This is a genomic window from Luteibacter aegosomatissinici, assembly GCF_023078495.1.
GTDB lineage: Bacteria > Pseudomonadota > Gammaproteobacteria > Xanthomonadales > Rhodanobacteraceae > Luteibacter > Luteibacter aegosomatissinici.
In genome coordinates this window covers 580,040-598,412 of the sequence record NZ_CP095742.1, presented here as the reverse complement: position 1 = coordinate 598,412, position 18,373 = coordinate 580,040, and the positions used below count along the sequence as shown (strand labels likewise).

The following is an 18,373-nucleotide window of genomic DNA, read 5'->3' as shown; positions in this document are numbered from 1 at the left end:
CCACGGCGTGCGCCCCCGGGCGCGGCCGGGCATGACGCGTTTGCTCAAAAAAAGCTCCCGAGTTCCGACAGGCACCAGTCACGAGGTCACGGCCCATGTCCACAGCACTTCGCAAGCATCCCTTGTCGTTCGCCATCACGGTCACCCTGCTGGCCGTCGTATCGACGTCCACCGCGGCGTCTACCTTTTTCGATGTGCAGCAGGATGGGCAACCGGCCCAGGCCGCGTCCGCGCAAACCACGCCACCGACGCCGCCAGCGAAGAAAGCTGACGGCAAGGACAGCGACGGGAATACGGCGAAGAACGCCGTGGATCTTTCGGGGGTAACGGTCACCGGCGTTCGCGCATCGCAGATGAAGGCGATCGACGTGAAGCGTGATGCCGACAAGATCCAGGACAGCATCACCGCCGAGAACATCGGCGCACTGCCCGATACGACGATCACCGATTCGCTCCAGCGCATCACCGGCGTCCAGATCAACCGTGATGCGGGCGTCGGCACCTCCGTGGATGTACGCGGCCTCCCACAGGTCGGCACCATGCTCAATGGTGAAGTGTTCATCACGGCCGACCAGATCGATTCCCAGCAGCCCGATTTCAGCATGCTGCCCTCAACGCTGTTTCATGGCGCCGACGTGGTCAAATCCGCCACCGCCGATGAGACCGATGCGGGCATCAGCGGCGCGATCGACCTGCACACCTACCGGCCCTGGGACTTGCCCTCCGGCTTCACGTACAGCTACTCGGCCAACGGCGAGCGCGGCTCCACGACCAAGCACACGGGGCCCGAAGCCAACGGCCTGTTCTCGTACAACGACAACGGGCGTTGGGGTTTCCTGATCTCCGGCGACTACTCCGATACCCGGCGCATGAATTCCACCGAGGGCCTGGACCAGTACGGCGTCGTGCTCAACGGCGAGAATGCCGCAAGTGCGGGTGGCTACAACGGCTTCCTCACCCCGTGGAACGGCGCGCCCATCCCGTCGCAGATCGTGCAGAACGCCGATGGCAGCGTGGATGTGAACGGCGACGGCAAATCCAACGGCGTGTTCATGGGTAGCCAGAACTTCGGCATCAACCAGATCATCACCGAGCGCAAGCGCAAGTCGGCCAACGCCTCGTTCCAGTTCGACATCGGCAATGGCTTCAGCCTGACCAGCGATTACTTCTACTCACAGCAGCACGAGTTCGATCGCAACGTCGGCATCCAGTTCAACTCGACCAACTGGCAGGGTGCCACCTACGTACCGCTGCAATCCCAGGACACGGGCAAGCCCGCGCTAGGCTCCTACGGTACGCCTGAACCCGGCTGGGAAGGCTCGAACATCTACACCACGCAGGTGTACCAGAAGTGGCCCGGCGACGTGGAATCGTACTCGCAGATGATCCGCAAGTTCTCCGACGCCAAGAACCTCAACCTGCAGCTCGATTATGACGACGGTGGCCCCTTCACCGCGTCGTTGCGTGGCATCCACGACACGGCCTCGCAACATCTGCAAGAGACCGACGTCAACATCTCCGACTCCGATGGTGCGCTGTGGCCGAACGTGCTGGCCGATGGCGTGCCCGACGATGCCGTCCCTCCCGGCACCTACGTGTACCCGGCCGAGCTGGGTGGCAACCGGGTATTCAATCCCACGGGCATTCCACAGAACACCATCCCCATCACCGCGGACTTCCGCGGGCGGTATCTGAAGATCGGCACACCTGCTGAACTGGCCGCCGCCTTTGCCGACCCCAACGCCTGGACCTTCAAGACGCTTGAATCATCAGGCAACTACGACCGCAAGGTGGCCCTCAACGCCCTGCGGTTCGATGGCAAATTCGAGTTCAGCGAAGGGTTCAAGCTCAAGTTCGGCGTTCGTAACAGCATTCGCACGGCCGATAACAAGGGCTATACCTTTGAAACGCCCGTGTACGCGGGCATGGGGGCATCCGATCCGGGTGGCTGCCTGGTTCGCTACGTGGGCGCCGACGTGGTGCTCAACAGCGGCTCGTGTACCGCGGGGAATGAGCAGGGTTACTTCCGCGCCGGCCCGCTCTCGGCCATCTCCATGCCGAACACGGCCTCGCCACTGGCGGACAACTTCAAGGCCTATAACAACCTGCTGGGCTCGGGCATCAATTTCTGGGCGGTCGATCCCAATGCCATGAAGAACCCCGAAGACTTTTGGAAATCGCTGTATCCCGACACCGTCTCGGTCGGTGAACCCGGTACCACCTGGGGCGTGCGCCTGAAGGAGCTGACGGGATACCTGCAGGGCGATTTCAACGGCATGATCGGTGACATGCCCTATAGCGGCAACGTGGGCGTACGCCTGATCCGTAGCCACCTGGACGTGACCCAGCACCTCAGCGGCGACCCGGGCGCGTACGGCGACGAGCCGGAAGACGTGGGCACGGAGATCACCAAGCGGCGCTACCAGGATGTGCTGCCGTCCGCGAACTTTGCGCTGGACGTCACCGATAGCGTGAAGGTGCGCCTGGCGTACTCGAAGAACATGATGCCCCTGGACCTGAGCACCTGGGCGGGTGGCCTGCAGTTGAATTACTCGCTTTCCGAGACGCCCGACGGCCCGATCTTCCGCGTCGCCAACGGCACGTCGTCGGGCAACCCGAACCTGGATCCGTGGCGGTCGACCAACTTTGGCGCGTCCGCCGAGTGGTATATCAACCCGTCAAGCATGGTCAGCCTGGCGCTGTTCCGCATCAACGTGGATAGCTTCATCAAGAACGGCAGCGTCACCAACTGCACCCTGCCCGACGAAGATGGCGTGGTGCGCGACCATTGCATCGTCATCACGCAGCCGGTCCAGGGTACGGGCAACAGCATCAAGGGCGCCGAACTGGACTACCGGCAGGCGTTCACGTTCCTGCCCGGCATCTTCTCGAAGACCGGCATGGAGGTGAACGGCACGTACGCACCCAGCAACTCGGGCGAGAGGGACCTGGCAGGCAAGAAGATCCCGTTCCAGGACAACTCCACCAAGTCCGGCAACTTCATCCTGTGGTACCAGGATGACCGCTTCCAGGCGCGCGTGGCGTACAACTACCGCTCACGCCGCGCTGTCATGGATAGTGTCGGCGGCATCACCGGCATGGAGATGTACGAAGCCCCGCAGAAGTACATCGATGCCTCGGTCTCGTACAAATTCACCAAGCAGCTCGAAGTGTTCCTCAACGGTACGAACCTCACCAACGAGTACCAGAAGTACTATCTGGTCTTTCCGAACCAGCCCGGGCACTCGACATTCTCCGAGCGCATGTTCATGTTCGGCATTCGTGGCCAGTGGTAGGGGACCCCATGAGCGAGCGTAGTTTCCACCGATCGATCGGCGTGTTCTCGGGCACCGCCATCAACATGACGCAGATGTGCGGGATCGGCCCGTTCATCACCATTCCGTTGATGGTGGCGGCCATGGGCGGACCGCAGGCGATCGTGGGCTGGATCGTCGGCGCGCTGCTGGCGATGGCCGATGGCCTGGTCTGGGCGGAGCTGGGCGCCGCCATGCCCGGCTCCGGGGGGACCTATGTGTACCTCCGCCGGGCGTTCCAGGCGCGCACGGGCAAACTCATGCCGTTCCTCTTCATCTGGACGATGCTGCTGGCGATCCCGTTGCTGATGTCGACCGGCATCATCGGCATGGTGGAGTACCTGCAGTTCTTTTTCCCGGGCATGGGCTGGTGGACCACGCACATCGTCGGGGTGCTCGCCACCGCGCTCGTGACGTGGATGCTGTATCGCCGGATTGAATCCGTGCGGGTCATCACCATTGCCTTGTGGGTGATCATGCTGGTCTCGATCATCGGCGTGGCCGCAGCCGGGTTCTCACATTTCGATGCCCACCGCGCGTTTGATTTCGCCCCCGATGCATTCGGGCCGCGCTTCTTCACCGGGCTGGGCGCCGGCCTCATCATCGGCGTCTACGATTACCTGGGCTACAACACCACGGCGTATATCGGAGATGAGCTGCGTGATCCTGGCCGGACCATGCCCCGCTCCATCATCATCTCGATCACGGCCATGATGGTGGTCTACCTCCTGCTCAACATCAGCGTGCTGGGCGTGGCGCCATGGCAGGAGATCGCGCAGTCCAAATCGGTTGCGTCGCTGGTGGTGGAGCGCAGCTGGGGCCACGCGGCCGCCGCGGTGATGACCACCCTCATCATCGTCACGGCGCTGGCCTCGGTTTTCACCGGCCTGCTCGGCGGTTCACGCGTGCCCTTCGAGGCTGCGCGGGACAAGGTCTTCCTGTCGACCTTTGGCCGCCTTCACGCAAAACATGGCTTCCCACACATCGCGCTGCTGACGATGGGCGTGGTCACGGCCATCGGCACGTTCTTCGACCTGACCGATGTAATCAACATGCTGCTGACGGCGACGATCCTGGTGCAGTCGATCGCCCAGGTAGTGGCCCTGGTGGTATTGCGCCGGCGCGAACCGGGGATGCCGCGCCCGTACAGGCAGTGGCTGTATCCCCTGCCCTGCATCATCGCGCTGGTTGGCTGGGTCTACGTCTATATCTCCGCATCGACCCTGTCGCTCATGCTTTCCGGCGTGTGGATCGTCGCCGGGCTTATCGTCTTCGCGGTCTGGGCGCGGGTAAACGCCGCGTGGCCCTTCGCCCCGCTTGAAACCCCTCACCCTGCCGCCGGGGAACCGTAACGCCATGCAGAACCCCGTCCAGACCGCTTTCGCCGCCGTCATCCTGGCCAGCTTCGCTTGCGGCTCACAGGCGATGGCCAGCACTACCTACGCCGATACGCGCGTTGCGGCGGAGGCCGGCACTGTCAGCCCAATCAGTCGCTGGCAGATCCAGGACAGCGCGAAGGCGCAGCAAGGCGGCGCGGCCATCTCGGCCAGCGGCTTCGCCACCACCGAGTGGTTCCCGGTCACCGGGCGTGCCACGGTCATGGCCGGCCTGCTCGAGAACCAGGTGTTCAAGGGCGACGTCTTCCACAGCGACAACCTGCGCGCTGTCCAGGTACCGGACGCGAGCGGAAACCTGTTCGTGACGCCATGGTGGTATCGCGCCGGCTTCAGCCTGGCAAAGGCCGGTAGCGGGCGACATACGTTGTTTCGCACGCACGGCATCATCGCCAGCGCGGATCTGTGGGTGAATGGCAAACAGGTCGCCGACCACACCAACCTCGCGGGTGCCTACCCCGTGCGCGATATTGACGTCACACGCTGGGTACGTGCTGGCAGCAACGCGTTGGCCCTGAAGGTCTATCCCGGCGATCCGCGGATGAGCCTGTCCATCGGCTGGGTGGACTGGAACCCTACGCCGCCCGACAACAATATGGGCCCGTGGCGTGGCGTGGATATCATCCAGACGGGGCCCGTGGCCTTGAGTGCGCCACTCGTGTTGCCGACGCTCTCGGCCGACCTGAAGCAGGCGACGCTGTCCGTGAAGGTCACGGCAACGAACCTGGATAGCGTGGCGCACGACGCGACGCTCACGGGCACGGTCGCGGATAAGCCCGTCAAGCAGACCGTGCACCTCGCTCCCGGCGAAGTAAAGGTGGTGTCGTTCGCTGCAGGCAGCACGCCCGCCGCCACACTGGATAACCCCAAGGTCTGGTGGCCCATCGGCATGGGCGACCACCCGCTTTACGACATGGCGGTCAGCGCCACGGTGGATGGCGTGGCATCCGATCGCGCGGCCACGCGGTTCGGTGTGCGGCGCGTCGAATCCACCCTTACCCACCAGGGCTATCGCCAGTTCACGATCAACGGCCAGCCCCTGCTGATTCGCGGCGGCGGCTGGGCACCTGACATGTTCCTGCGCGATGACCCCGCACGCATGGATGCCGAGTTCAGCTATGTGGTGAATCTTGGCATCAACACCATTCGCAGCGAGGGCAAGCTGGAAAACCAGCGGTTCTACGATCTTGCTGACCAACACGGGATCCTGATCCTGGCCGGCTGGGAATGCTGCGACAAGTGGGAGGCAGCGGCGAAGACGGGCGGCGAGCCGTGGAACGACGCCGACATGCGCGTGGCGCAGGCATCGATGGCCAGTGAGGCACGCCTGCTCCGCAACCACCCATCGGTGATCGGCTTCTTCATCGGTAGCGACCATGCGCCCCCACCGGCGCTCGCCAAAATGTACACGGATACCTTGCGCGCGGAAGACTGGTCGTTACCGGTTATCTCGGCGGCGGTGGATGAGAAGACCGCCGAAGCAGGTCCCTCGGGCATGAAAATGGCGGGACCCTACGATTGGATCCCCCCGTCGTACTGGTATGCAGACAAGCTGGGCGGCGCGTTCGGCTTCGACTCGGAAGTGAGCGCTGGCGCGACGATTCCGCGCCTCGAGGATGTACAACGCATGCTCTCTGTGCAGGAGCAGGAGGCATTGTGGAAGTACCCCGAGGCCCGGCAGTACCACGCCTCGGCGGACTGGTCGACATTTGCTGTGCTTACCCCCTTCGACACTGCGCTGGCCCGGCGCTACGGAGCACCCACCGGGCTCGCTGACTATGTGGCGAAAGCCCAGCTCGATAACTACGACAACGTGCGCGCACAGTTCGAAGCGTTCAATGCACGCATGGGGGCCGACAACCCGGCTACCGGCGTCATCTACTGGATGCTCAACAACGCCTGGCCGTCACTGCACTGGCACCTCTACGACTACTACATGAACCCGGCCGGTGCCTACTACGGCGCGAAGAAAGCCAACGAGCCCGTGCACATCCAGTACTCGTATGACTCGCGCAGCGTGGTGGTCGTGAACCATACCCTGGCCGATCAGCATGCACTGACGGCGACGGTCAGGGTACGTAATCTCGATGGCAGCGTGCGCTTCCAGAAACAAGTGCAGGGTATCGACCTGCCTGGCAACCGCACGCAGGCGGTGCTCGACCTGCCTGCAGTAACGGACCTCTCCACGGTCTACTTTGTTGAGCTGGATCTTGCGGCAGCCGATGGCAAGGCCATCAGCCGCAATGTCTACTGGCTTTCCACCCGGGCCGATACGCTGGATTGGGCGAAGTCGAACTGGTACCTCACGCCGCTGACGCAGTACGGTGATTTCACTGCGCTGGCGACCTTGCCGAGAGCGACGCGTGAGGTCCGCGTATCAACCACCCGCGAGGGCAGCGACGATGTCACGACGGTCACCCTTTCCGTGCCCTCGACATCACCGGCGGCCGCCGTGCAGGAACATCTGTCCATACGCCGCGGGCCGAAGGGTGAGCTTGCGCTGCCCGTGACGTGGTCTGACAATGACGTCACGCTCTGGCCCGGCGAATCGATCGTGCTCACCGCACGCTACCCGGCAGGGGGCGCTGTAGGCACGGTGGTCGAAGTGGAGGGTTGGAACGCCCCCGTGGCGCAGTTCACGGCGGGGGTTACCCAGGGAACGAAGCATTGAAGAGGCCTTCATGTCGCGCGTGACCATTAACGATGTGGCTCGTGCATCCGATACGTCGAAGAAGACCGTGTCACGCGTGCTCAACCAGGAGCCCGGCGTGCGCAAGGAAGTGCGCGATCGCGTGATGGCGGCCGTCGCCGAGCTGAACTACCGGCCGCTCACCTCGGCACGCAGCCTCGCCTCCAACCGCTCCTTCATGATCGGGTTGCTTTACGACAACCTGTCGCCCAGCTACGTCATGGAGGTGCAGGCTGGCGTCCAGGAGGCATGCGAGGCGCACCAGTACAGCATGATGGTGCAGCCGCTGGACTCCACCGCCCCGGATTTCATGGAGCGCGTGGAAGGCATCCTGTGGCGCCACCGCCCCGATGGCCTGGTCCTCACGCCGCCGATCACCGATCACCCGGCCCTGCTCGCGCACCTGCGCGCCGCGGGGTTACCGTTTACCTCCATCGCCCCTCGCAAGCCCAAGGGCATCGCTGGCGTGATTCTGCGCGAGCGCGAGGCGGCCGCGGCGATGGTCGCGCACCTGGTTGAACTGGGGCACCGCCGGATCGCGCACATCATCGGTGATCCCAAGCACGGCGCTGGCGTATGGCGCCTGGCAGGTTTTCGCGACGGCATGAAGCGCGCCGGGTTGGTTGAGCGCCCCGATTACATGGTGCAAGGCCGCTTTTCGTTCGAATCGGGTGTCAACGCTGCCCGCCAGCTGCTGCGTTTGAAGCAACGGCCGACGGCCATCTTCGCCGCGGACGACGACATGGCCGTCGGCGCCATCTGGGCCGCGGCCGAAGCGGGCGTCTCCGTACCCGGCGATATATCCATCTGCGGCTTTGACGATACGACGATCGCGACCCAGGTGTGGCCGTTGCTGACCACGGTGCACCAGCCCGTCCGTGACATGGGCAAGCGCGCCACCGAGGAGCTGTTGCTGGGGCTCCTGGGCAAGGGCGAGCCGCGCATGGTCGAGGTCGAATACCAAATGCGCCTGCGCGCATCCACGGCGCCCGTGCGCTGATCTACTGCTCCACTACCGTCCCGAGGAAGCACCGTATGTCCGTGACGCCCGATGCCCCGAATACCCAGCGCCGGTTTCATTTCATCTCGGGGCTGCCACGCGCGGGCACCACGTTGCTGGCGGCTATCCTGAACCAGAACCCGCGGTTCCGCGCCGGCATGACCAGCCCGGTCGCCGACATCATGGGCGTGGTCATTGCCGAGGCCAGCAGCAGGAACGATTTTGCGTTCGACGTCACCGATGACCAACGCACCGCCATGCTGCGCGGCCTGGTCGAGAATTTTTACTCGGTCGACTCCCGCCCCGAGGCGATTTTCGACATGAGCCGCTTGTGGTGCAGCCGCATGGGCTTGCTCAATGCACTGTTCCCGGGTGTGAAGGTCATTGCCTGCGTGCGCCAGCTGGCCTGGGTGCTCGACAGCATGGAGCGGCTGGTACTCAAGCAGCCTGTGAGCGTCAGCAAGGTGTTCCGCTATGACACGAACACCACCGTGTATTCCCGCGTCGAAGCACTGACCGATCCACGCGGCATGGTCGGCTTCGCCTACCAGGCGGTGAAGGAAGCGTTCTACGGTGCGCACGCCCGGGACCACCTGTTGCTGCTCACCTACGAAAGCCTGGTGCGAGACCCCGAAGCGGCGCTGCGCGCCGTGTATGCCTTCCTTGGCGAGCCGTGGTTTGCACATGACTTCGACAACATCGAATACAGCGCCGACGAGTTCGACGCGCGCGTGGGCATGCCCGGCCTGCATTCGGTGCGCGCGAAGGTCGAGGCCGTGGAACGCACACCCGTTCTTCCGCGCGAGGTGTTCGGGCGTTTCGCCAACGAGGCGTTCTGGGCCGATCCGAAGAACAATATCCAGCAGGTCACCATCGTCTGACGCGGGCCGGGCGGCGCTTACGTCACGCTCACATTCGTCAACGCATGCTCCCGCCACCGATCCACACAGGGGCACCCCCATGCGAGCAGGACTCATCATCGTCGGCGTCATCCTTATCGGCCTGGGCATCTGGGTCGTCGCCGGCAATGGCAGCTATAAGAAGACCGATACGCTGGTCCAGATCGGCTCGGCCAAGGTCGAAGCCACCCATGACAAGGCACTGCCGCAGTGGGTGGGCATTGCAGGTATCGTGATCGGCGGCATCGTGGCCGTGGCGGGCATTTCCCGGAAGGGCTAAGACCGCCCCGCCAAGGGCTCCGGGCAGGTCCCGGAGCCCCCTCTCCGCTACAATGGGCGGATGGACGTATCCCATCTTCTCGACGGCCTGAACGACGCGCAGCGCGAGGCCGTCAGCGCCCCTCCAGGCCATTACCTGATCCTCGCGGGCGCCGGCTCCGGCAAGACCCGCGTACTCACGCACCGCATCGGCTGGCTCACCCAGGTCGAGGGCGTGCCGCCGTGGGCTATCCTCTCGGTCACGTTCACCAACAAGGCTGCGGGCGAGATGCGCTCGCGCCTGGATGGCATCGTGCCGGGTGGTACCCAGGGCCTCACCGTGGGCACGTTCCACGGCATTGCCCACCGCCTGCTGCGCCGTCACTGGCGCGAGGCCGGCCTGGTCGAGGGCTTCCAGATCCTGGATTCCGACGACCAGCAACGGCTGATCAAGCGCGTGATCGCTGGCATGGGCCTGGACGAGGCCCGCTATCCGCCGCGCCAGGCCGCGTGGCAGATCAACCAGTGGAAGGATGAAGGCAAGCGCCCCGACAGCATCGAGCACCGCGACCACCCGGTCACGCGAACCTTCGTCGAGGTGTACAAGGCGTACGAACAGCAGTGCCAGCGCGCCGGCCTGGTCGATTTCGCGGAACTGCTGCTGCGCGCACACGAATTGTGGCTGAAGGATCCTTACGTCCTGAAGCACTACCAGGACCGCTGGCGTTACCTGCTGATCGATGAGTTCCAGGACACGAACACGCTGCAATATGCGTGGATCCGCGTGCTTGCCGGCGCCACCGGCCAGGTCTTCGTGGTCGGCGACGACGACCAGGCGATCTACGGCTGGCGCGGCGCGAAAGTGGAAAACGTCCAGCAGTTCCTGCGCGATTTCCCGGGCGCGAAGACCATCCGCCTGGAGCAGAACTACCGTTCCACTTCCACGATCCTGAACGCGGCGAACGCGGTCATCGCCCGCAACGGTGGCCGCCTTGGCAAGCAGCTGTGGACCGATGGCGACGAAGGCGACCGCATCGCGTTGTACGCCGCGTACAACGAACAGGATGAAGCGCGGTTCGTCATCGAGCGCATTCGCGAATACATCGCCGAGCACGGTAACGCGCGCGATTGCGCGATCCTCTACCGCTCGAATGCGCAGTCGCGTAACTTCGAAGAACAGCTGATCCAGCGCGACCTGCCCTACCGCGTGTACGGCGGCCTGCGCTTCTTCGAACGCGCGGAAATCAAGGATGCCCTGGCGTATCTTCGCCTCGCATCGAACCGCCACGACGATGCGGCCTTCGAGCGCGCCGTGAACACGCCACCGCGCGGCATTGGCGATCGTACGCTGGATGAGCTGCGCCGGCGCGCCCGTAGCGAAGGCAGTTCCATGTGGGAGGCGTCGCTCAACGAGATCGCCATGGGCTCGCTGGCCGGCCGCGCGAAGAATGCCGTGAAGGCCTTCCTGGCGTTGATCGACGAGATGCACCGGACGTTCCGTGGCGGCGACGCCGAGGGTGACGATGCGCCGTCCGCCCTGGACCTGGCCGAACAGATCGAGCACGCCATCACGCATACCGGCCTGCGCGATTTCTACGAGAACGACAAGCGGGGGAATGGCGAGGCCCGGGTGGAGAACCTGGACGAGCTCGTGAACGTCGCCAGCCGCTTCGAAATGACCCCGGAAGATACCGACGCGGGCCTCAATGAGCTTTCCGCGTTCCTCTCCCACGCCGCGCTCGAAGCGGGCGAGGGCCAGGGCGAGGCCTGGGACGATTGCGTGCAGCTGATGACGCTGCATTCGGCCAAGGGCCTGGAATTCCCGGTGGTATTCCTGGTGGGTATGGAGGAAGGCCTGTTCCCCAGCCAGCGCTCCACCGAAGAGGACAACCGGCTGGAGGAAGAACGCCGCCTGGCCTATGTGGGCATCACCCGCGCTCGCGTGAAGCTGTACGTCTCGCACGCCGAATCCCGCCGCATGCACGGCACCGAGATGCTGGCGCGACCCTCGCGGTTCCTGGGCGAGATACCCCCTGAGCTGATCGACGAGCTGCGGCCGCGGGTGCAGGTCTCACGCCCGGCGTATGCCGATCGCTTCGCCGGCGGGGGCAGCAGCCTGGCGGAGCCCATGCCGGTGAAGCTTGGCCAGCGGGTGAGCCACCCGAAATTCGGCGAGGGCACGATCGTGAGCGCCGAAGGCGCCGGGGCCCACATGCGGGTCCAGGTGAACTTCGAGGATGAAGGTTCCAAGTGGCTGGTTTACGCTTATGCGAACCTGACCGCGCTGTAAGGGGACGCCATCGCGGCGGTACGGGGGCTAAAGGCAGGGGCCGCGCCTGCCGCTAACGGGGATTTGGGCGCCGCGCGCGCCCTGGTTGGGGTGACATGACCGTCGTACTTCGGCACGGACGCAGCGCATGACGATACCTTGGTTCCTTGCCCACCTTGGGCTGGATGCATCCGCTGGCGAGCGCGATGTACGGCGGGCGTACGCCCTGCAATTGAAGGCCATCGACCAGGCGGGGGACCCCGCGGCGTTCGATCGCCTGCGCCAGGCTTACGAGGTGGCGCGCAGCTTTGTCGCCGGTGGCGGGGCCGTGGGCGACATCGCCCCGCCGGAGGAGCTTCCCGCGCCAGGCACCACCCCGGCCCCCTCCCCGGCTGCGGCCCCCGTAGCGACCGCAGCACGCGAGGAGACGGCTCTGGTCATCGGCCACCGGGCCCTCGATCGCTTCTGCGCGCGGGTGCACGAGGGCACCGACGCCGACATCGCCAGCGAGCTAACCGCCTGCCTCACCGCATTGCGGCTTCAGCGTGCGGATGCGGCAACGGTCTTCGAGGCAGGGCTGATCGAGCGTCTGGCCGTGGGCGGCATGCGCCAACGCGCCGCCATCTTCCGCATCGCACTTGAGCAGTTCGGCTGGAACGATGTCAGCCACTTCCGTCAGCTAGGTGCGGAAGGCCGCTGGGTGGAGACGATCGAGCGTCAGCGCCACGAGCTGTCAAAGACGTGGGATGGCCCACGCCTGCTCAACACGCTCGAGGCGCTGGCACGTGGCGCACCGCTGCAGGCCCACGTGGCACTGTGGCCCGCGGCACGCGAGGCCATGAACCACCAACGCGACTTCATGGCGCTGCACCTGACGGCGCAGCAGGCTGGCGCCTGGGAGCAACTGCACGAGCAACGAGCGCTCGTAACCGCCGGCGAAAAGCCACCGCGAGGGCTGGCGTACTGGTTTCAGTGGATCTTCCTTGGCCTCATCGCCCTCTGCCTCTTGAGTTCGTTCTTCCATTAACCCACGGTGCCGGGCGGCTGGTTCAAGGCCACCCTACGCCTGCCGCTAAACAACGGATAGCGCGCCAGCATGGCGCACGGATGTCAGGGACACGCATGATCGTCGGTATTGACCTTGGTACGACCAACAGCCTGGTTGCCGTGTGGAAAGACGGCGGCCCGCGCCTGGTGCCGAACGCACTGGGTAGTTTCCTGACGCCATCGTGCGTGGGGATCGATGCCGATGGGCACGTCCTTGTGGGCGAGGCCGCGCGGGAACGGCTGCAAACGCACCCCGGCCTGAGCGCGGCACTGTTCAAGCGCTACATGGGCAGCGCGCGGCTCATGCGGCTGGGCGACCGTGATTTCCGGCCGGAAGAGCTTTCCGCGCTGGTACTCCGGGCACTGAAGGACGACGCCGAGGCGTTCCTGGGTGAGCCCGTGACCGAGGCGATCATCACGGTCCCTGCGTACTTCTCGGATGCGCAGCGCAAGGCAACGCGCGTGGCCGGTGAGCTCGCCGGGCTCAAGGTGGAGCGCCTGCTGAACGAACCGACCGCGGCGGCACTTGCCTACGGCATGCACGAAGGCCAGCGTGAAACCCAGTTCCTGGTATTCGACCTGGGCGGCGGCACGTTCGACGTATCGATCCTGGAAATGTTCGAAGGCGTCATGGAGGTGCGCGCCAGCGCCGGCGACAACATGCTCGGCGGGGAGGATTTCGCCACCCTTATCGCCGACCTCGCCTTCGCCCGCGGTATCCGGGAAGCGGCACGCATGGACGCCGGCTTCATGCAGCGGCTGGCCGCGCGGGCCGAGTCGGCCAAGCGTGAACTCGGCATGCACGGCAAGGCCTCGTTCGAGATCCAGTGGCAAGACCAGCACGCGAACGTGGAACTGGATGCCAATGCGTTCGAGAAAATGGCGGAGCCACTGTTGAACCGGCTGTGGCGCCCGATCGAGCGCGCGCTGCGCGATGCACGGATACGCGCCGCCGACCTGGATAACGTCGTGCTTGCCGGTGGTGCGACGCGCATGCCGATGATCCGTGCGCTGGCCACCCGGATGTTTGGCCGCTTCCCCGCCGTGGGGCTCAACCCGGACGAAGTCGTCGCTTTGGGTGCCGCCGTCCAGGCAGGGTTGAAGATGAAGGACAAGGCGCTCGACGAAACCGTCATGACGGATGTTTGCCCGTATACGCTGGGAACCGAAGTCGTGCGGGCGCTCGAGAAAGGGCAAATGGCCGAGGGCTACTACGCGCCGATCATTGAACGAAACACGGTCGTACCCGTCAGCAAAGTGGAGCGCTTCTATCCCGCCCACGCCCAGCAGCGCGAGATCCTGATCCGGGTATACCAAGGCGAATCACGCATGGTGCGTGACAATATTCGCCTGGGCGAGATCAAGATCCCTATCGAACCCGGTCCCGCGCATGCCAACGGGGTCGATGTTCGCTTTACCTACGACGTCAATGGACTTCTCGAGGTGGAAGTGCGCGTCGTCGCCACTGGCGAAGCGCGCCGCCTTGTCGTCGAAAGTGGCCAGGCGCACATGTCACCGCAGGAGATCGCCAGGCGGCTCGATGCCCTGTCAGCACTCAAGATCCATCCCCGCGATACCCTGGAAAACCGAACCCTGCTGGCCAGGGCGGAACGCCTTTACGAGCAACTGCTAGGCTCGGCCCGCGAGTTCGTCGGCCAAATGATCAGCCGCTTCGAACAGGTACTCGCCACCCAGGATCCCCGGCTCATCGCACGGGATGCCATTCAGTTCCGTGACGCCCTGAAGGCCATCGAAGCGGACAGCCATTTCGCGCCAGACCGGGGCGAATGAGCGATCATGCTGACGCTCAGGTTCCCGGCGCTCCTTGCGGTCCGCGACTGCCGGGTATTCATGATGCGAATTGGGCAAAGTGCCCGCGTTCGCGACTGATGACGACGGGCCGCCGAACGCATGGTTGACGACACCTGGCACATGGACGCCCTGGGCCTGCCGGCGCACGCGGATATCCTGGCAGTTCGCCGGGCTTACGCCGCACGCCTCCGTGGCATGGACGCGGAGATGGATCCTGCCGGATTCCAGCGGTTACGACACGCCTACGAGGCAGCGCTCGCGTGGTGCGAGGCTCATGCGGCTGACACCGACGCGGGCGACATCGCCACGCCCCCGACGCCTGCGGCGCCGGTAGCTGACGAGTCGCCGGGAGTGGAGGTCACGACCGACACGAGCGCAGCGGACGCGCTAGGTAAGCTTTCATTGGCGCTGGCGGGCGCGAGCACCGAGACCGTGCCTACCTTACTGGACGGCGTCGTCGCCTCGCTGCGCCACGGCTATATCGATGCGCCAGGGCAGTTCGAAGACCTCCTGATCGATGCGCTGCAGGCCTGCGCGATCCCGCGTCGGCATGCCTTGTTCGATGCCGCCACCCACGCCTTTCATTGGCACGAAGTGGGCCGCTTGCGCGCCAGCGACCCACGCGCCACATGGATCGCCCGCGTGCTTTCCCAGGCAGAAGATTGGCTTTCACTCGACGCAGGATGGCGTTCGACCTGGCTCGCCCTGCTTGAACGGGCCCAGGGTGGTGTCGACGACTACACGGCGCGGCGCTGGCCTGATATTGGCCGGTTGCGAGAGCGGATACCTGATTGGCTCACACTCCACCTCACGCCGGCGCAGTTGCGCACGTGGCAAGACGCGTTCGAGCGATTGCCGCGGTCTACGCGCGAGGAGTACCTGCAACGCGCCGCGCCCGACGCAGCGATATACCCTCGCCGCAGTGCAGGCACGCGACGCCGCGATCGCTTCCGCCTACCGCCGCTTGCGTGGGCGATCACCTGGTTTGCGTTGATGCTGTTCTACCTCATCGCAAACGGCATCTTTACGGCGAACAAGAACCACCAGGGCGAGCCATTGCCCGATTTCAGCGACAAGCCGCTCACGCCACGCGAATGCATGGCGCTCTATGCGCGGCTCGACGCACCGGATGCCTTTGCCGGCATGCCCGCCAACGATGTGGTGCAAGCCAAGCGGCGCGCGCAGCGCTGCGCGCTGGATGGGCACTGGCGCGCACCGGGCGGCATCAATGGCGCGCCACGCCCTTAAGCTCCGCGTTACGGTGAAAGCCGCGGCACGCCGTGCTGGTCGCGCTCTTCCACCGCCGTCACCCGCGTATCGATGCGACCCATGCGCAGCTCGGGCAGGCTCTCCGCCGCCTCTCCGCGTGCAAGTGCGAACGCATTTCGATAGCAACGCTGCGCCAGCTCGGGCTGTTGTTCGCCGACGTACACATCGCCGAGCGCTTCCCATGCGACTGCGCTGGGCGCAATGGCCAGCGCGCGCTCGAGGTACGGCCTTGCCTTGCCCCACAGGTGCATGCGCACGCACATGCGGCCGACGGCCGTCAGGAGCACGGCATCATTCGGGTGCGTGTCGACCCATGCCTCCGCGCGGCGTACACGCTGCTCCAGGTCTTCCGCACCCATGCCGCCATACGTGGCCACCAGTTCGGGCGACCATTCGCGACGGAGCGCGGATTCGATCTCATCCATCGCCGCCATCGACTGGCCGTAGCGCATGGCCTGGCGTGCATAGGCATCGATGGCCGCTGGCAGGCGGCGCTGGCCCTTCGGCAACTGCGACCAGAAGGCGGACAGTGACGCGCCATCGGGCTGTGCGACGATCGCCGCGGTGACCACGCGCGATTCGAGTTCATTGAAAGCTGACGCACCCAGCTCGCCACTCTTTCGCAGCGGCTCCAGGGCACGCATGGCGTTCCGTGCGTCACCACTGGCGAGCGAGGCCTCGGCGAACTCCACCCAGCCGGCAGGCGTGAGCGCGCCACTGTTGGCCTCGGGCGCCAGCAACGCGGCGCCTTCGGCGGCGCGCCCGGTGCGGCGCATGAGCCTTGCGCGAAGCACGCGCGCGGCACGCGGCGTCTCCTGGGCGGCGAGGTCGAGCGTCTCTATCGCGCGCGAGGATTCACCATGGCGTTCCGCGGCCTCGGCAGCGGCAAGCAATGCCGGCCCACGGACCGAGGGGTAACGCGCGGCGCGGTTGAGGTCGCGCTCGGCCTCGCCGTGGCGCCCCTCGATCAGTGCGACAAGGCCGTCGGCGAGGCGCTGTCGGCTCAGGCGGCGATGGCGGCTGTTCATGGCGCCGAACGGCCAGCGAATGAGCGCGACGAGGAACGCGATGGCCGCCCATGCCACCAGCAGCAGCACAACGGCCGTCACCACCGTCATCTGCAGCGTCGTACCGCGCAGATGGATCATGACGTAACCCGGGTCGTCGGCCACCCAGTGCCAGGCGAACGCCGCGATCACCGCAACGAGGATAAGCCCTACGATCCAGCGCCAGAGCTTCATGGCGTTGCCTTCGCTGCGGACGATGCCGCGGCAGGCGCGGCCGCCGGCGCCGAAGCCGCATGAGCGGGCGATGCCGTTGCCGTCCCGGCGTTCGCCTTCAATGCGTGCACCGAGCGCAGGTTGCGCAGTTCTTCCAGCGCGGCCCCGAGCTTGGGCTCGCCACCCTTCGCCTGGCTGGCGAGCAGCGTGGCGATACGCTGGCGCGCGGTCTGCACCGAGGGCGCCTGGACGTTGAAGTGCGCGACGAGCGTGGCGTCCACGCGCTTGAGCGCATCGGCACGTGCGCGGTCATCGTAGGCCAGCACCGCCGCCTCGGCGTGCGCGACATCGAGCGCCGCCAGCTCGCGCGCCAGGCGATCATCCGCCAGGCCGAGTGGCGTGCCTTCATCGTGGCTGATGCGCACGATGCTACCGAGGGCGTTGCCCGCGCGCTGCCAGAACGTCCGTTCTTCGTCGGCGCCTGCCTGGCTGTCGATAGTCTTCAGCGGCAAGGTCGGAATCTGCGCGCGCAGGTCGGCCAGAGTGGCCAGGTCATTGGCGCGCGCCCTCGGCTGCACGGCTTCCAATGCTTCCCGCTCTGCCGTCAGGTTCTGGCGAACGGCGGCGAACGCGCTGTCGTTCACACCGGCAAGCGTCTTGTCCGCCAGATCGTACGCGGACAGCGCGCCGCTGGCATCGCCGAACAGCGCGAAGCGCTCTTTCGCCATCCGCAGCAGCGACTCCGCCTCGTCCAGCAACATGGCGTCGTGGCCACTCAGGCTTCGTTCGGAGAGATTGGCGACGGCGTCTTCGAGATTCTTGGTGCGCTCGGCCATGCCGAGGACTTCTTCGCGCGCCGAGCGGTTTACGCCATCCGCATCGCTGAGCCGGCGGCGCAGGTTCGCGTTGTCATCGCGAAGCCCATCCACGGCGGTCTGCAGCGTATCGACCTGGCCCTTGAGGCCATTGGCCGCGCCCAGGTCCTGGCGCATGTTCCATACCGTCCACGCGGTGTAACCCGCCGCTCCTGCCGCGGCGAGCGCGAGCAAGATGGCCAGGGCCAGGCCACCGCCGCCCCGTCGAGGCGCGGGATCGGGCGCACGGCGCGTGCCCGCTGGCGGGATGGGAGCGGCCGGGGCTGGGTTGGCCGGGGCGGATTCGGTCATGGGCGTCTCGGTCGTCATGCCGGGCATGCTAGCAGG

General features: G+C 65.5%; 12 protein-coding genes. 10 read left to right on the top strand and 2 right to left on the bottom strand.

Features of this window, described 5'->3' with window-relative positions; all coding sequences use genetic code 11:
* Positions 1–95: 95 nt before the first annotated feature.
* The 10 genes from L2Y97_RS02660 to L2Y97_RS02615 all read left to right on the top strand — a co-directional run bounded on the left by L2Y97_RS02660 (position 96) and on the right by L2Y97_RS02615 (position 15,930).
* Positions 96–3,296, top strand: a complete 3,201-nt coding sequence (locus tag L2Y97_RS02660; protein ID WP_247432635.1) for a TonB-dependent receptor — start codon at positions 96–98, stop codon at positions 3,294–3,296.
* Between the two features lie 8 nt (positions 3,297–3,304).
* Positions 3,305–4,666, top strand: coding sequence for an APC family permease (locus tag L2Y97_RS02655; protein ID WP_247432633.1), 1,362 nt, complete (start codon positions 3,305–3,307; stop codon positions 4,664–4,666).
* 4 nt (positions 4,667–4,670) lie between these two features.
* Positions 4,671–7,379: a glycoside hydrolase family 2 protein gene (locus L2Y97_RS02650; protein WP_247432630.1), complete on the top strand. Its 2,709-nt coding sequence runs from the start codon at positions 4,671–4,673 to the stop codon at positions 7,377–7,379.
* 10 nt (positions 7,380–7,389) lie between these two features.
* Complete coding sequence (locus L2Y97_RS02645; RefSeq protein WP_247432628.1) at positions 7,390–8,397, top strand: LacI family DNA-binding transcriptional regulator; 1,008 nt, start codon at positions 7,390–7,392, stop codon at positions 8,395–8,397.
* 35 nt (positions 8,398–8,432) lie between these two features.
* Complete coding sequence (locus L2Y97_RS02640) at positions 8,433–9,278, top strand: sulfotransferase family protein (RefSeq protein WP_247432625.1); 846 nt, start codon at positions 8,433–8,435, stop codon at positions 9,276–9,278.
* 79 nt (positions 9,279–9,357) lie between these two features.
* On the top strand, positions 9,358–9,576 hold the full coding sequence (locus tag L2Y97_RS02635; RefSeq protein WP_247432622.1) for a hypothetical protein: 219 nt from the start codon (positions 9,358–9,360) through the stop codon (positions 9,574–9,576).
* A 60-nt stretch (positions 9,577–9,636) separates the two neighbouring features.
* Positions 9,637–11,844 carry a DNA helicase II gene (uvrD, locus tag L2Y97_RS02630; RefSeq protein WP_247432619.1) on the top strand — a complete coding sequence of 736 codons (2,208 nt, stop codon included), beginning with the start codon at positions 9,637–9,639 and terminating at the stop codon, positions 11,842–11,844.
* A gap of 127 nt (positions 11,845–11,971) precedes the next feature.
* Positions 11,972–12,850, top strand: coding sequence for a J domain-containing protein (locus L2Y97_RS02625; RefSeq protein ID WP_247432616.1), 879 nt, complete (start codon positions 11,972–11,974; stop codon positions 12,848–12,850).
* Positions 12,851–12,945: 95 nt separating this feature from the next.
* On the top strand, positions 12,946–14,661 hold the full coding sequence (locus tag L2Y97_RS02620; protein ID WP_247432614.1) for an Hsp70 family protein: 1,716 nt from the start codon (positions 12,946–12,948) through the stop codon (positions 14,659–14,661).
* Between the two features lie 120 nt (positions 14,662–14,781).
* Positions 14,782–15,930, top strand: coding sequence for a hypothetical protein (locus tag L2Y97_RS02615; protein WP_247432611.1), 1,149 nt, complete (start codon positions 14,782–14,784; stop codon positions 15,928–15,930).
* Between the two features lie 8 nt (positions 15,931–15,938).
* Here the strand turns inward: L2Y97_RS02615 and L2Y97_RS02610 are convergent, their stop codons facing one another.
* Together L2Y97_RS02610 and L2Y97_RS02605 are read right to left on the bottom strand one after the other, a co-directional pair.
* Positions 15,939–17,192, bottom strand: a complete 1,254-nt coding sequence (locus L2Y97_RS02610) for a heme biosynthesis protein HemY (RefSeq protein WP_247432608.1) — start codon at positions 17,190–17,192, stop codon at positions 15,939–15,941.
* Complete coding sequence (locus L2Y97_RS02605; RefSeq protein WP_247432605.1) at positions 17,189–18,337, bottom strand: uroporphyrinogen-III C-methyltransferase; 1,149 nt, start codon at positions 18,335–18,337, stop codon at positions 17,189–17,191. The genes L2Y97_RS02610 and L2Y97_RS02605 overlap by 4 nt, the downstream gene beginning before the upstream one ends.
* Positions 18,338–18,373: the final 36 nt, after the last annotated feature.